This is a genomic window from Pseudorhodoferax sp. Leaf274, from assembly GCF_001422445.1.
Classification (GTDB): Bacteria; Pseudomonadota; Gammaproteobacteria; order Burkholderiales; family Burkholderiaceae_C; genus Pseudorhodoferax.
This window is the reverse complement of record NZ_LMNA01000001.1, coordinates 630,372-644,090: the sequence shown is the minus strand read 5'-3', so window position 1 is coordinate 644,090 and position 13,719 is coordinate 630,372. Positions and strand designations below refer to the sequence as shown.

The 13,719-nt window shown below is 70.2% G+C and carries 14 protein-coding genes; 3 read left to right on the top strand and 11 right to left on the bottom strand.

Features of this window, described 5'->3' with window-relative positions; translation table 11 throughout:
* Positions 1 to 21 precede the first annotated feature (21 nt).
* The 6 genes from ASF44_RS02935 to ASF44_RS02910 form a co-directional block, all read right to left on the bottom strand.
* Entirely contained in the window at positions 22 to 411 is a 390-nt protein-coding gene (locus ASF44_RS02935; RefSeq protein ID WP_056898177.1) for a RidA family protein, read from the bottom strand.
* 196 nt (positions 412 to 607) lie between these two features.
* Positions 608 to 2,164, bottom strand: coding sequence for an AMP-binding protein (locus ASF44_RS02930; RefSeq protein ID WP_056897648.1), 1,557 nt, complete (start codon positions 2,162 to 2,164; stop codon positions 608 to 610).
* A complete protein-coding gene (locus tag ASF44_RS02925) occupies positions 2,161 to 3,129 on the bottom strand; it encodes a nitronate monooxygenase family protein (RefSeq protein ID WP_056897647.1) in 969 nt (322 codons plus the stop codon). Before ASF44_RS02925 ends, ASF44_RS02930 begins: the two co-directional genes overlap by 4 nt.
* Before the next feature lie 38 nt (positions 3,130 to 3,167).
* Positions 3,168 to 4,331, bottom strand: coding sequence for an acyl-CoA dehydrogenase family protein (locus ASF44_RS02920; RefSeq protein ID WP_056897646.1), 1,164 nt, complete (start codon positions 4,329 to 4,331; stop codon positions 3,168 to 3,170).
* A gap of 28 nt (positions 4,332 to 4,359) precedes the next feature.
* Entirely contained in the window at positions 4,360 to 5,334 is a 975-nt protein-coding gene (locus tag ASF44_RS02915) for a tripartite tricarboxylate transporter substrate binding protein (RefSeq protein ID WP_056897645.1), read from the bottom strand.
* 8 nt (positions 5,335 to 5,342) lie between these two features.
* On the bottom strand, positions 5,343 to 6,320 hold the full coding sequence (locus ASF44_RS02910) for a tripartite tricarboxylate transporter substrate binding protein (protein ID WP_056897644.1): 978 nt from the start codon (positions 6,318 to 6,320) through the stop codon (positions 5,343 to 5,345).
* 129 nt (positions 6,321 to 6,449) lie between these two features.
* Between ASF44_RS02910 and ASF44_RS02905 the strand changes: the two genes are divergently transcribed.
* Entirely contained in the window at positions 6,450 to 7,355 is a 906-nt protein-coding gene (locus ASF44_RS02905; protein WP_056897643.1) for a LysR family transcriptional regulator, read from the top strand.
* Between the two features lie 9 nt (positions 7,356 to 7,364).
* Here ASF44_RS02905 and ASF44_RS02900 read toward each other — a convergent pair whose 3' ends face one another.
* The 4 genes from ASF44_RS02900 to ASF44_RS02885 form a co-directional block, all read right to left on the bottom strand.
* Positions 7,365 to 7,820: a hypothetical protein gene (locus ASF44_RS02900; RefSeq protein ID WP_056897642.1), complete on the bottom strand. Its 456-nt coding sequence runs from the start codon at positions 7,818 to 7,820 to the stop codon at positions 7,365 to 7,367.
* A gap of 12 nt (positions 7,821 to 7,832) precedes the next feature.
* Entirely contained in the window at positions 7,833 to 8,042 is a 210-nt protein-coding gene (locus tag ASF44_RS02895; protein WP_156374330.1) for a hypothetical protein, read from the bottom strand.
* Positions 8,039 to 8,293, bottom strand: a complete 255-nt coding sequence (locus ASF44_RS02890; protein ID WP_056897640.1) for an N-acetyltransferase — start codon at positions 8,291 to 8,293, stop codon at positions 8,039 to 8,041. Before ASF44_RS02890 ends, ASF44_RS02895 begins: the two co-directional genes overlap by 4 nt.
* A 99-nt stretch (positions 8,294 to 8,392) precedes the next feature.
* A complete protein-coding gene (locus tag ASF44_RS02885; protein ID WP_056897639.1) occupies positions 8,393 to 9,409 on the bottom strand; it encodes a bile acid:sodium symporter family protein in 1,017 nt (338 codons plus the stop codon).
* A gap of 93 nt (positions 9,410 to 9,502) precedes the next feature.
* On the opposite strand from ASF44_RS02885, the gene ASF44_RS02880 reads away from it, so the two are divergent.
* Together ASF44_RS02880 and ASF44_RS02875 are read left to right on the top strand one after the other, a co-directional pair.
* Positions 9,503 to 10,417 (top strand): LysR family transcriptional regulator, encoded by a 915-nt coding sequence (locus ASF44_RS02880; protein ID WP_056897638.1) that lies wholly within the window; start codon positions 9,503 to 9,505, stop codon positions 10,415 to 10,417.
* Positions 10,418 to 10,559: 142 nt separating this feature from the next.
* Positions 10,560 to 11,774 (top strand): ABC transporter substrate-binding protein, encoded by a 1,215-nt coding sequence (locus ASF44_RS02875; RefSeq protein WP_056897637.1) that lies wholly within the window; start codon positions 10,560 to 10,562, stop codon positions 11,772 to 11,774.
* 22 nt (positions 11,775 to 11,796) lie between these two features.
* Here ASF44_RS02875 and ASF44_RS02870 read toward each other — a convergent pair whose 3' ends face one another.
* The gene (locus ASF44_RS02870) at positions 11,797 to 13,659 is read right to left on the bottom strand and encodes a subtype B tannase (RefSeq protein WP_056897636.1); all 1,863 of its coding nucleotides are present in this window, start codon (positions 13,657 to 13,659) and stop codon (positions 11,797 to 11,799) included.
* Positions 13,660 to 13,719: the final 60 nt, after the last annotated feature.

Here is a 13,719-nt window from a genome sequence, read left to right as displayed (position 1 = left end):
GGCGCCGCAGCGGCGGGCAGTCTACTGCTGCACCACCGCCACGCACTCGATCTCGACCAGCATGCGCGGATCGGGCAGCGCCGCCACCACGCAGGTGGTGCGGGCGGGGAACGGCGCCGGCCCGAAGGCCAGCGCGTAGCGCACGTTCATCTCGGCCACGTCCTGCGCGCGCGTGAGCAGCACGTTGGCCTTGGCGATGCCGCGCAGGCTGCTGCCGGCCTCGGCCAGGATGGCGCGCAGGTTCACCAGGGCCTGGTCGAACTGGGCGGCGAAGTCGTCCTCGTCGATGCGGCCGTCGTCGTGGTAGCCCGGCGTGCCGGAGACGAAGACCAGCTCGCCCACGCGGGCGGCCGAGGACAGCGGCGGCGTCTTGGCGCGGGCCGGGGCGAAGTGGTCGATCGTGCTGGACATGGCGGCTCCCTGGAGTGGCGTGGACAGGCCGGCCATGTTCGCACGCAGCCCGGCCGCGCGTGATGCCGCCGTCCTTGATCGCCTTGCCCCGGACGGGCGTATCGCTGCGCACACGGCGACGAACCTGCCGGACGGATCGCCGGCAGGCACCAGGCCCATCCCGGCCCTGTCGTGTCTCCAGTCGTGGTGCGCCGCTTCAGGCGACGTTGCGGCCGCTGCCCGACCACTCCTGCGCGCGCAGCGCCTTCTTGTCGATCTTGCCCAGCGCGGTCTGCGGCAGCGCGTCGGCGAACACGAGTTGCTTGGGCGCGTGCAGCGCGCCCTTGCGCTCGCGCACCAGCGCCATCAGCGTCTCGGCCTCGACCTGCTGGCCCGGCCGCAACACGACCACGGCCTTGACCGATTCGCCCCACTTGGCGTCGGGCACGCCGATCACGGCCGCCTGGGCCACGGCCGGGTGGCTGCTCAGCACGTCCTCTACCTCGCGCGGATAGACGTTGAAGCCGCCCGAGACCACCATGTCCTTCTTGCGGTCGACGATGTACAGCCGCCCTTCGGCGTCGCGGCGCGCCACGTCGCCGGTGTGCAGCCAGCCGCCGGCCAGGGCCTCGGCCGTGGCTACTGGCTGGCGCCAGTACTCGCTCATCACCATGCCGCCGCGCACGCAGATCTCGCCGGCCTCGCCGGGCGGCACGGGCTGCAGCTGGTCGTCCAGCAGCGCGACCTCGCAGGCCGCGCTGGCGAAGCCGCAGGCGGCCAGCAGGTGCGGGCGGGCCACGTCATGGTCGGCCTTGGGCAGCGTGGCGATGGGGTAGCACTCGGACTGGCCGTACAGCTGCGAGAACACCGGGCCGATGCGCTCCAAGGCCTCGCCCAGGCGCGCGGGCGACATCGGCGAGGCGCCGTACAGCACGAGTTCCAGCGACGACAGGTCGTGCTGGCCGAGGCCCGGGTGGTCCAGCAGCACGTAGACCATGGTGGGCACCATCAGCGCGAAGTTGATGCGTTCGCGTGCGATGGTGGCCAGCAGCCGCTCGGGGTCGAAGCGCTCGAGCAGGTGCACGGTGCCGCCCTTGCACAGCACGGGCAGCACGTTGGTGCCGGTCACGTGGCTGATGGGCGCCACGGCCAGGAAGCTGGGGCGGCGCGGCAGCTCGAACTCGGCCATCACCGTCAGCGACATCAGCGCGTTGGCGGCCGAGGTCTTGACCACGCCCTTGGGCTGGCCGGTGGTGCCACCCGTGTAGTTCAGCGTGGCGATGCCGCCGGGCAGCGAGAGGTCCAAGGCGTTGGCCGTGCCGTGTGCATCGGCCAGGCGCAGCAGGTCCTGGCCATAGCCGGCCGGACCCAGCGTGAGCACCTGCAGGCCGGGGCAGCGTGCGGCCAGTTCGCCGCCGCGCTCGCCGAAGCCCTGGGCGTCGACGATGAGCAGGCTGACCTCGGCATCGGCCAGCTGGTAGAGGTGGGCGTCGAGCGCGCCGAGCGGGTGCAGCGAGGTGACGATGGCACCCAGGGCCTGGGCGGCCACGCCGGCGCACCAGCTGTCCCAGCGGTTGGCGCTGAGCAGCGCGACGCGCTGGCCGCGTTGCAGGCCGGCGGCCTGCAGCACCGCCTGCGCGCGGCCGATGAAGTCGAAGGCCTCGGCATAGCGCACCTGGCGTTCGGCGGTCTGGAAGGCCACGCGGTCGGGGTAGCGTGCCAGCGCGCGCAGCACGAGGCCGCAGTAGGTCGGGTGCTGGTGGGCGGCGCTCATCGCGCCACGCCCGGCAACCACGCCATCGCCGCCTGCGCAGCGGCGCGGTATTCGCCGGCTGTCTGCGCCACGAGCGCGGCCACGCTGCCGCGCCGGTCCACGCCCGAGACGCTGTGGCCCGCGCTCCAGATGTCGCGCCAGCGCCGGATGCTGGTCTCGCCACCGCTGCCGTACAGCGCGGCCGCGCGTTCCTCGCTCATGTCGGTCGGCAGCGCCTTGGGGTCCAGGCCCGCGGCCACGATGGACGGCACCAGCGTGTTGGTCTCCAGGCCCGTGAACGCGCGCGAGAGCAGCACGTCGTCGAGCCGGCTGTCCACCAGCATCTGCTTGTGGCCGTCCTCGGCCATGCTCTCGTCGGTGGCGATGAACTTGGTGCCCATGTAGCCCAGGTCGCAACCCGCCACCTGCGCGGCCAGCAGCGCCGCGCCGTCGGACACGCCGCCAGCCAGCACGATGGGACCATCGTAGAAGGCCCGCACGGCACGCACGAAGGCCAGGCCGTTGGCCCAGCCGGTCTGCCCGCCCGCGCCGGCCGTCAGCAGCACCAGGCCGTCCACGCCCGCGGCGATGGCCTTCTCGGCATGGCGCACAGAGGCCACGTCGGCCAGCACGCGGCAGCCGATGTCGTGCAGCGGCGCCACGGCGGCATCGGGCGCGCCCACGCTGGTGATGACCAGTTCCACGCGGTGGCGCAGCAGGCAGGCCAACTCCTCGCGCAGGTTCTCGCGCCGCATGATCAGGTTGGGGCAGAACGGTGCGTCCTGCGGGCCGAGTTCGGCCGCCAGGCGTGTGAGCCAGTCGTCCAGTTCGGCCACGCTGCGGCAGTTGACCGTGGGGAAGGAGCCGACCACGCCGGCGCGGCAGGCCGCGAGCGTGAGGTCGAGCCCCGACACGCGGAACATGGGGGCGGCGATCAGCGGCAGGCGCAGCCGCTCCGCGAACAGCGCGCGCAGCGGCTGGTGCATGTCTTGTCTCCGTGGTTGTCGTGGTACGGCAGCTGGAATCAGCTCGCGGCCTTGATCATGTTGCGCGCGATCACGAGTTGCTGGATCTGGCTCGTGCCCTCGTACAGGCGGAACAGGCGCACGTCGCGGTAGAAGCGCTCGATGCCGTGGTCGGCCACGTAGCCCGAGCCGCCGAAGATCTGCACGGCGCGGTCGGCCACCTTGCCGCAGATCTCGGAGGCGAACAGCTTGCAGCACGAGGCCTCGGTCGAGACGTTCTCGCCGTTGTCGCGCCGGCGCGCGGCGTCGATCACCATGCAGCGCGCGGCATAGGCCTCCATCTTGCTGTCGGCCAGCATGGCCTGCACGAGCTGGAACTCGGCGATGGGCTGGCCGAACTGGCGGCGCTCGATCGCGTACTTGAGCGCGTCGTCGAGCATGCGCTCGGCCGCGCCCACGCAGATCGCGGCGATGTGGATGCGGCCCTTCTCCAGCACCTTCATCGCGGTCTTGAAGCCCTGGCCTTCCTTGCCGCCGATGATGTTCTCGGCCGGCACGCGCACGTTGTCGAAGGTCACATCGGCCGTGTGCGCGCCGCGCTGGCCCATCTTCTTGTCGGGCTTGCCGACCGTGATGCCGGGCGTCCTGGCGTCGACGATGAAGGACGAGACACCGCCCGCGCCCTTGTTGTTGGGGTCGGTGCGCGCCATCAGCGTGAAGATGCCGGCCGTGGGCGCGTTGGTGATGAAGCGCTTGCTGCCGTTGACGATGTAGTGCTCGCCCTGCGCGTCCGTTGCCTTGCGCGCCGTGGTGCGCAGCGAGGCCGCGTCGGAACCGGCCTCGGGCTCGGTCAGCGCGAAGCTGGCCGTCAGCTCGCCGCTGGCAAGCTTGGGCAGCCAGTGGTCCTTCTGCGCCTGCGTGCCGTCGATCAGGATGCCCTGCGAGCCGATGCCCACCGTGGTGCCGAACAGCGAGCGGAAGGCCGGCGAGGTGCGGCCCATCTCGAACATGATCAGCGACTCTTCTTCCATCGTCACGCCCAGGCCGCCGTACTCCTCGGGCACGGTCAGGCCGAACAGGCCCATGGCCTTCATCTCGTTGACGATGTCTTCGGGGATCTGGTCGGTCTCGGCGACGGTGTGCTCGGCCGGCACCAGCCGCTCGTTGACGAAGGTGCGCACGCTGTCCAGGAAGGCCTGGGTGATTTCGGGGTCGCGGATCATGTCGGGTCCATCAAAGGTCAAGAAAAGGTCATTCGTCCATCGAGAGCCCGGCGGCCTCGACGGTCTTGTGCCAGCGCGCGCGTTCGGCGTCGATGAAGCGGGCGAACTCCTCCGGCGTGTTGCCGCCGGGTTCGGCGCCCATGCCGCGCAGGCGCTGCACGTTCTCGGGCGCCTGCAGCACCTGGCGGGCGCTCTGCTGGATCTTGTGGACGATGGCCGGCGGCGTGCCGGCCGGCGCCATCAGGCCGAACCAGGCGGTGACCACCATGTCGGGCACGCCGGCCTCGGCCATGGTGGGCACGTCGGGCAGCTGCGGGCTGCGCGTGGCGCCGGTCAGCGCCAGCGCGCGGAACTTGCCGCCCTGGATCTGCGCGATCGAGCTGGGCAGGTTGTCCACCATGAAGGTGTACTGGTTGGCCAGCAGCGCCGCCACGGCCGGGCCGGCGCCCTTGTAGGCCACGTGCTCTGCCTTGGTACCGGTGCGCTGCAGGAACATCTCGCCCGACAGGTGCGGCGACTGGCCCTTGCCGGAGGAGCCGAACGCGTGCTTGGCCGGCTCGGCCTTGAGCTTGGCGATGAGGTCCTTGGCACTCGTGATGCCCGAGCCGGCGTTGACCACGAGCACGTTGGGCACCGAGACGGCCAGCGTCACCGGCGCGAAGTCCGTGGCCTTGTACGGCAGCTTCTTGTACAGGCTGTAGTTGATCGCGTTGGGGCCGATGTTGCCCATGATCAGCGTGTAGCCATCGGGCGCGGAGCGCACCAGCTGCTGCGAGCCGATGATGCCGGCCGCGCCAGCCTTGTTGTCGACCACCACGCTCTGGCCCCAGGCGCGCGACAGGCCATCGGCCAGCAGCCGCGCGACGATGTCGGTGGTGCCGCCGGGCGCGGCCGGCACGATGAGGGTGACGGGCTTGGTGGGCCAGGCGTCCTGCGCCAGGGCGGGTGCGGCCGACGTGGTGACGGCCAGTGCAGCGATCCAGGGAGCGGTGTGCTTGAACATGGCGGTCCTCATTCGAACTTGATGCCCTGGGTCACGCCGCGCCACATCTCCAGGTCCTTGCGCTGCTGCTCGGCCAGCACCGCGGGCGCGCCCTTCCACATGTCGTAGCCCTGCTCGGCCCAGATCTTGCGCAGGCCCTCGTCGGCCAGCGTGCGGTTCACGGCGGTGTTGACCTGCGCCACCTGCTCGGTCTTCATCTGCGCCGGGCCGTAGACGCCATACCAGCCGATCACCTCGTAGCCCGGCAGGCCGGCCTCGCGCATGGTGGGCACGTCGGGCAGCGAGGCGTTGCGCTCGCGCGAGGTCACGGCCAGCGGGTGCACGCGGCCTGTCTGGATGTAGTTGCGCGCGGTGCTGACGATGTCGAACATCATCGTCAGCTGGCCACCGATCACATCGGTCATGGCCGGCGCGTTGCCCTTGTAGGGCACGTGCGTCATCGAGAGGCCGCTCTGCTTGGCGAACAGTTCGCCGGAGAGGTGGTTCGATGCCCCCATGCCGGCCGAGCCGTAGGACAACTTGCCGGGGTTGGCCTTGGCATACGCGATCAGCTCCTTGAGGTTCTTGATCGGCAGGTCCTTGTTGATGACCAGCGCATTGGCGTAGCTCAGCACCGGCGCCAGCGGCGTCAGGTCCTTCACCGGATCGAAGGGCATGCTCTTGAGCACGTGCGGGCTGATCGTCAGCGTGGGGCTGGCGCCGAAGTACAGCACGCTGCCGTCGGGCGCCGCGCGGGCCACGGTCTCGCCGCCCAGCGCGCCGGCCACGCCGGCCTTGTTCTCCACGATCACCGTGCGCCCCAGCTCGCGGCCGAACACCTGGGCGAACTGGCGCGCGGCCGTGTCGACCGGGCCGCCGGCCGCGTAGCCGACGATGAGGCGCACGGGCTGCTGCTGTGCCCACGCAGGCGCGGCGGCCAGCGCACCGGCGCACAGCAAGCCCGCCAGCGCAGTGCGGCGGGCGGAACGGGGAAGGTTTGACGGCATGGTGGTGTCTCCTGGTGGCCTGTCGCGGGTCGTGTGCCCGAGCGGCGAGGATGGCACCGCGCCGCAGCCGCGGCCATCAGTTTTTGGCGAAGGGGGTGTTCAGCTGGGGTACGCTCGCGGCCCCACGCCATGCACTTCGACCTGTTCGACCTCCGCCTGTTCGTCTTCGTCGCCGAGGAATCCAACCTGCGGCGCGGGGCCGAGCGCGCCTGCATCTCGCTGGCCGCGGCCAGCACGCGCATCAAGCAGCTGGAAGACAACATCGGCGCCAAGCTGTTCTACCGCAAGCCCCAGGGCGTGGAACTGAATCCGGCCGGCGAGGCGCTGCTGCACCACGCGCGCAAGGTGCTGCAGCAGGTGGACCACCTGAAGATCGACCTGCGCGACTACGCCCAGGGCGCCAAGGGCCATGTGCGCGTGCTGGCCAACACCACCTCGATCACCAGCGCCCTGCCCTCGGCGCTGGCCAGCTTCCTGGCGCAGCACAAGGACGTGAGCATCGACCTGCGCGAGCGGCTGAGCCAGGAGATCGTGATGGCGATCCACGAGGCGCATGCCGACATCGGCCTGGTGGCCGGCAACGTGGACACGCAGGGCCTGGAGGTGCGCGATTTCGTCGCCGATGAACTGGTGGTGGTGGTGCCGGCACGGCATGCCATGGCGGCGCTGCCGCGCATGGACTTCGTGCAGACGCTGGACGAGCCGCACATCTCGCTGGCCGAAGGCAGCGCGCTGGCCAACTTCCTGCCGCCGCTGGCGCGCCAGATCGGCCGCAACCTGGAGTTCCGCATCCAGGTCTCCAGCTTCGAGTCGATCTGCCTGCTGGTGGAAGCCGGCGTGGGCATCGGCATCCTGCCGCGCTCGTCGGCGGCGCGCCACGCGCGGACCATGAAGCTGGCCCTGGTGCCGCTCACCGACGCCTGGGCCCAGCGCGAGACCAAGATCGTCAACCGCGCCGGCCAGCCGCTGCCCAGGTTGGCGGCGGAGCTGGTGCGGCATTTGGCGAATTTCAGCTTCGCGGATCGGTTGCTGTAGCCCGGAGACCTACAGCTGGGACTTGAGCCGCTGCAGCACGTCCCGGTCGATGCGGTCCTTGTCGCGGTAGTCGGTCTTGGTCTTGAGCAGACCTTCGATGTCCAGCGTCCGGATGTCCACGCCCTCCACCGTCACGGTGCGCACGTGGGGCTGCAGGCTGCCGTAAGTCTGGCCGTTGGCCGCGAACAACAGGTCGATCAGCAGGGCGTCGGCCACGCGGATGTTCTCGGGCTCGTCCGCCGGCACGGCGAACCATTCTGGATCGAGGTCCTGGCTCGATGGCAGGAACGACAGTGCGCGTATCACACGGTGGCCGTTGTCGATGGACGAAGGCAGCAGGATGTCGATGTCTTCGGTGGCCCGCAGGAAGCCGTTCATGCGCACGGCATGCCCACCCACGAGGATGTATTGCACACCCTCGTGCTGAAAGCGCCGCAGCAGGTTGAGCAGGCTGTCCGTGTCCATGCGCGTCGCGCCTCAGCGCGGCCCGTTGAGCCGGCGCGCCATTTCGAGCTGGCGTGCGTCGTCAGCCCGGTTCATCTCGCGGTGCGTGGCACGCGTGACGCCATGCGGCCGCGGCGCGCGCAGGCCCGCCAGCATCGCATCCAGCAGACGGCCACGTCGCCAGGCCTCGGAGGGATCGAGGATCAGCTCGGAACGGTCCTGGCGGCCGACGGTGCGGGTCATGCTGGCCATCGTAGCAGTCCAGGCGCGCGCAAGGGGCACGGTCCACCGTGCTCGCCGGCAAGCGCCTTCTTCACTGCCAAGGGCTCGCTGCCAAAGGCCGCAAAGCCGGCCGCCCGGTACAGCGCGATGGCGGCCACGTTGCGGGCCGTGATCGTCAGCGTCAGCGTGCGCAGGCCGTCGCGTGCACGCGCGTGCTGGATCGCGGCGTCGACCAGGCCGCGCCCGATGCCGTGGCCGCGGTACGACGGCAAAGCGCTGCGAGCGGGTCGGCTGGCTCAAGCGGTCTGCTGGAGGGAGCCGCATTTCCTGCATGAAGATCGCGGCACATTGCTGTCGCCGCCTCCGTGGCATCAGCGAGGCACCTCAGATGCCGTTGGTGCCGTCGCCGACACCACCTGCTCCGCCGCCGCCCGCCGCGCATAGCGCTGCGCCAGCACCCCGCACACCATCAGCTGCATCTGGTGGAACAGCATCAGCGGCAGCACGATGGCACCGGCCACGTTGGCGGCGAACAGCACCTTGGCCATGGGCACGCCGCTGACCAGGCTCTTCTTGGAGCCGCAGAACACGATGGTGATCTCGTCTTCCTTCGAGAAACCCATGCGGCGCGCGCTCCAGGTGGTGATGACCAGCACCAGGCCGAGCAGCACGGCGCAGACCACCAGCAGGCCGGCCAGCGCGGAGAGCGGCACCTGCGACCACAGGCCGTCGATCACGGCGTGGCTGAAGGCCGCGTAGACCACCAGCAGGATGGAGCCCTGGTCCACCACCTTCATGACCGATGCGCGGCGCTGCAGGAAGCCGGCGAGCCAAGGCCGCAGCAGGTGGCCGGCGATGAAGGGCAGCAGCAGCTGCATGCCGATGCGGCCGATCGCGTCCAGCGGGTCGCCCATGGCCGCGTTCTGCGTCAGCAGCAGGCCCACCACCAGCGGCGTGAACGCCACGCCCAGCAGCGTGGAGGCCGAGGCGCTGCAGACCGCCGCCGGGATGTTGCCGCGCGCCATCGACACGAAGGCGATGGCCGACTGCACCGTGGCCGGCAGCGCGCACAGGTAAAGGATGCCGGTGTACAGGTCGCGCGTGACCAGCGGCTGCAGCAGCGGCTTGAGCGCCCAGCCCAGCAGCGGGAACAGCACGAAGGTGCTGGCCACCACCACCAGGTGCAGCCGCCAGTGGCCGATGCCGGCCAGGATGGCCTGGCGCGACAGCTTGGCGCCGTGCAGGAAGAACAGCAGGCTCACGGCCACCGTGGTGGCCACCTCCAGCACCTGGGCCAAGCGGCCGGAGGCCGGCAGCAGGCTGGCCAGCACGACGGTGGTGACGAGGTACAGCGTGAAGTTGTCGGGCAGCAGGCGGGAACGGGCCATGGGGTGCAACCAGGAAACGGGAATGCCGCCATTGGACCGCGCCGCGCGCCCAAAGAGAAATGGATTGATCTGATGAATTTATGATTCGGCCGCATGAATGTGAGCCTGCGCCAATTGCGTGTCTTCCAGGCCGTGGCTGCGCACGCCAGCTTCACGCGGGCTGGCGACCAGATCGGCCTGACGCAGCCGGCCGTGAGCCGCTGCATGACCGAGCTGGAGCAGCAGCTGGGCCTGAAGCTGCTGGACCGCACCACGCGCGAGGTGGTGCTGACCGAGGCCGGCCGCAGCCTGGCCGCGCGGCTGGACCGTGTGCTGGACGAGCTGGACACCATGCTGCTGGACGTGCGCGGCCTGGCCACGCAGCGCCAGGGCCGCGTGCGCGTGGCCAGCAGCCCCACGCTGTCGGCCAATCTGCTGCCGGCCTGCATCGCGCGCTGCCGGCTGGCGCATCCGGGCCTGGAGCTGGTGCTGCTGGACCGCATCCAGCACGACGCGCTGGCCAGCGTGCTCGCGGGCGAGGTGGACTTCGGCGTGGTGATCGACCCCGTGCAAAGCGCCGACCTGCATGCCGAGACCATCCTGACCGAACCCTTCTGCCTGGTCTGCCCGGCCGCACACCCGCTGGCGCGCAAGCGCAGCGTGCGCTGGACCGCGCTGGCCGGCGAACCGCTGGTGCTGCTGGACCACGCCTCGGGCAGCCGCCGCCTGATCGACGAGGCGCTGCGCACGCACGGCGTGCAGGCGCCCGTGGCGCAGGAGGTGGGGCACCCGACGACGATCTTCCGCATGCTCGACGCCGGGCTGGGCATCTCGGTCGTGCCCACGCTGGCGCTGCCGCCGGGCGGGCTGCCCGGCCTGGTCGCGCGGCCGCTGGCGCCACGCATGGACCGCCGCGTCGTGCTCGTGCGGCGCAAGCACCGCGCATTGGCGCCCGTGGCGCAGCTCACGTGGGATCTGGTGCGCCAGGTGGCGGGCGAGCGCGACGCGGCGCGCACAGGCGACGCATAGGCGACGCATGGGCGCCTCACAGATCGATTGCGCCAATGCGCGTGATCGCTTCGGCCATGGTGCCGCGGCAAGGCCGGCGCCATAGTCACCGCCCACTCGCGCCGACAAGTGGGCGCACAAAACCATGCCAACCGGAGACTCCATGCCCATCACCCGTCGCACGCTCGCGCTCGCCAGCACGGCCCTGGCCGCCAGCCTGCTGGCCCCCGCCGCCTTTGCCCAGAAGCAATACGACCCCGGCGCCAGCGACACAGAGATCCTGCTGGGCATGCCGATGCCGCTGTCGGGCCCGGTGTCGGGCTACGCCATCATCGGCAAGGTGGCCGAGGCCTACTTCAAGAAGCTCAACGAGCAAGGCGGCATCAACGGCCGCAAGGTCAAGCTGCTGGTCTACGACGACCAGTACTCGCCGCCGAAGACGGTGGAGGTGGCGCGCCGCATGGTCGAGCAGGACCAGATCCTGGCCTGGTTCAGCAGCCTGGGCACGGCCAGCAACACCGCCATCCAGCGCTACATGAACGCCAAGAAGGTGCCGCAGCTGTTCCTGCAAAGCGGCGCCAGCCAGTTCGACAACGCCAGGCAGTACCCCTGGACCACGCCCATGCTCGGCAGCTACCGCGGCGAGGGCAAGGTGTTCGCCCACCACATCGCGGCCAACAAGCCCGGCGCCAAGGTGGCGATCCTGATGCAGAACGACGACCTGGGCCGCGAGATCCTCAAGGGCCTGCAGGAAGGCCTGGCCGGCAAGAACGCCAGCCTGGTGGCGCAGGCCACCTTCGAGGTGACGGACCCCACCGTCGATTCGCAGATCGTGCAGCTCAAGGCCTCCGGGGCGGATGTGCTGGTGCTGGCCTCCACCGCGCGCACCACGGCGCAGGCCCTGCGCAAGGTGGCCGAGCTGGGCTGGACGCCCGAGCGCTACGTGAACATCGCCGGGGCCTCGGTCAAGATGGCGCTGGAGCCGGCCGGTGCCGACAAGGCCAAGGGCGCGATCTCCCTGGCCTACTACAAGGACCCGGGCTCCAAGGCATGGGACAACGACCCGGAGATGAAGGCCTACAAGGAGCTGCTCAAGACCTACGCGCCCGGCGTGGACCCGCTGAACAGCTCGGGCGTGACGGGCTACGTGGCCGCGCAGCTGATGGCCCATGTGCTGCGCGAGTGCGGCGACAACCTCACGCGCGAGAACATCCGACGCATCGCCAGCAACCTCAAGAACCCCAAGGTCGAGCTGCTGCTGCCGGGCGTGACGATCGCCAACAGCGCGGACGATCTCCACGCCGTGGCCGCGATGCAGCCGGTGCGCTACAACGGCGTGGACATGGAGCCGTTCGGCAAGGTGGAGAGCCTGAAGTAGGGCCCTCCCCTGCGCGGCACCCTCAGTTGCCGGCGGCCAGCCGCTGGTCGATCCAGGCGAAGGCGGCCTGCACGTCGTAGTTGCCGGCGTGCCCCTGGTCCCAGTGCAGGGCGTAGTCGACGTCCTTGACCTTGGCGTCGCCCTTCAGCGCGCGGCTGAGGTTGTAGGCCACGGTGAACGACGTGTCGCGGTCCCGCGCGCCGACGCGGATGCGCCAGTGCGTGGTGATGCCGTCGGTCCTGCCGATGTAGGCCAGCGCGTTGATCATCTTGTACTGGTTCAGCAGGAAGGCCTGCTGCGGGTTGGCCGCCCAGGCGATGCCGGTGTTCTTGAAACCGACATCGGCCTGCCGGGCATTGACGGCGTCGCCGCCGTTGTTGTTGTTCCAGGCGTATTCGGTGAAGTTGGAATAGACCTGCGCCGCCGTGCCGAACAGGTTGGACTCGCCGCCGCTGTAGTTGCCGTTGATGGCAGCGCCGGCCTTGGTGGTGTCGGCGGTCGGGGTCGCGGCGAGTGCCGGGGTCTGGCCGGCCTGGTCGAACGCCGGCACGGCCTTGAGCCGCGCCTGCTTGGCGACGAACTTCAGGTAGTTGGACATGTTGAAGTCCGTCACCGTGCCGCTGGCGTCCACGTCGATGAAGTCGTTCTTGTAGTACAGCGTGCCGCTGCCACCGGCCACGCCGTTGGCGGCCGCGCTGCCGAAGGCGTTGTAGGCGACGAAGGCCTTGCCGGCCTTGACGTACGCGCTGGCCGCTTTCTTGATCTCGGCCTCCAGTGCAGGCAGCATGTTGTCGGCGGTCAGCGCCGCGCCGGCCTCGTTCTTCAGGCCCAGCCCCGCCTGGTACGCCACGAACCTGGTCTTCAATGCGGTGCTGCCCGCAGGATCGGGGTTGGAGGCGCGCACGAGCTCGTTGCCGCTCGCATCGACGATCAGCCCGGCCTTCTGGTCGGCGGAGACCAGCGCGCGCGTGTCCAGCACGTTGAACATCCACTCGTAGGCCAGGTCGGCGCTGCCCATGTCCTGGATCGGGCAGTAGGCCACGATGGCGTAGACGCTGTCGCTGATCGCGCTCTTGCCGTTGGTGTCGATGCCGGCGGCACCCACGGCTTTCAGGTAGGGCAGGTAGTCGGCGCTGTCGCCCGTGGCGCCGAGCTGCGTGCTCTGCGCACCGCCGCCGCTGGTGCCGTTCACCACGATGCGGCTGGCGTTGCCGGGCATGGCGCCGTCGTTCAGGCGCAGGTAGCGCACGGCGGCCTTGGCGTCGACGATGGCGGCGGGCGCCTTGCCCTGGTAGATGCCGTCCTCGAAGACGCCGGCGGGCGCTGTCGCGCCGCGGCTGCGCGAGGCCATGTTGATGTAGACGAAGCCGCGGGCGAGCGCGGCGCCCCGCTTGTCGGTGTCGCTGTTGCTGACGTAGGTGCCGCCGTTGACGATGTCGGCGCCGGCGTAGTTGGCGTTGGTGATGGGGTCCGTGCCGTTCCAGCCGCCCTTGCCGCCCTGGTAGCTGGCCAGCCAGCCCGCGTTGTTGACGTTGAGCAGGATGGCGTTGTCCTGCCTGGCCGCGTCGGCCTCGCGCACGAAGATGTTCATGTTCTGGTAGCCGCAGGCCTGGTTGTCCACCGCGCCGGCGGATTGCGTCGGCGCCAGCGCCATCGGCTTGCCGACGTAGCAGACTTCCCGGTACCAGCGGACCGGCGTGCGCACGCCGTCGAGCGTGACGGTGATCGTCGTGTACCTGGCCTTGTCGAAGGCCAGCGCGCTGTCGTAGACGCCGGGGCCGGCGTCGGACGCATCGTCACCGCCGCCGCAGGCCGCCAGCAGGCCGGCGGCCGAGACCGCGGCAATGGCTGCCGCGAGCGCGCGGCGTTTGAAAGGGTGTTGCATGCACAGTCTCCTTGGGCCCAGCGGGCATCGTGGTGGGAAATGAAGGCCCCGTCGGGGCGG

What these genes read in the sequence shown, in the direction of transcription:
- ASF44_RS02935 (WP_056898177.1), bottom strand. Translation starts at nt 411, where the DNA reads ATGTCCAGCACGATCGACCACTTCGCCCCGGCCCGCGCCAAGACGCCG.
- ASF44_RS02930 (WP_056897648.1), bottom strand. Translation starts at nt 2,164, where the DNA reads ATGAGCGCCGCCCACCAGCACCCGACCTACTGCGGCCTCGTGCTGCGC.
- ASF44_RS02925 (WP_056897647.1), bottom strand. Translation starts at nt 3,129, where the DNA reads ATGCACCAGCCGCTGCGCGCGCTGTTCGCGGAGCGGCTGCGCCTGCCG.
- ASF44_RS02920 (WP_056897646.1), bottom strand. Translation starts at nt 4,331, where the DNA reads ATGATCCGCGACCCCGAAATCACCCAGGCCTTCCTGGACAGCGTGCGC.
- ASF44_RS02915 (WP_056897645.1), bottom strand. Translation starts at nt 5,334, where the DNA reads ATGTTCAAGCACACCGCTCCCTGGATCGCTGCACTGGCCGTCACCACG.
- ASF44_RS02910 (WP_056897644.1), bottom strand. Translation starts at nt 6,320, where the DNA reads ATGCCGTCAAACCTTCCCCGTTCCGCCCGCCGCACTGCGCTGGCGGGC.
- ASF44_RS02905 (WP_056897643.1), top strand. Translation starts at nt 6,450, where the DNA reads ATGCACTTCGACCTGTTCGACCTCCGCCTGTTCGTCTTCGTCGCCGAG.
- ASF44_RS02900 (WP_056897642.1), bottom strand. Translation starts at nt 7,820, where the DNA reads ATGGACACGGACAGCCTGCTCAACCTGCTGCGGCGCTTTCAGCACGAG.
- ASF44_RS02895 (WP_156374330.1), bottom strand. Translation starts at nt 8,042, where the DNA reads ATGACCCGCACCGTCGGCCGCCAGGACCGTTCCGAGCTGATCCTCGAT.
- ASF44_RS02885 (WP_056897639.1), bottom strand. Translation starts at nt 9,409, where the DNA reads ATGGCCCGTTCCCGCCTGCTGCCCGACAACTTCACGCTGTACCTCGTC.
- ASF44_RS02880 (WP_056897638.1), top strand. Translation starts at nt 9,503, where the DNA reads ATGAATGTGAGCCTGCGCCAATTGCGTGTCTTCCAGGCCGTGGCTGCG.
- ASF44_RS02875 (WP_056897637.1), top strand. Translation starts at nt 10,560, where the DNA reads ATGCCCATCACCCGTCGCACGCTCGCGCTCGCCAGCACGGCCCTGGCC.
- ASF44_RS02870 (WP_056897636.1), bottom strand. Translation starts at nt 13,659, where the DNA reads ATGCAACACCCTTTCAAACGCCGCGCGCTCGCGGCAGCCATTGCCGCG.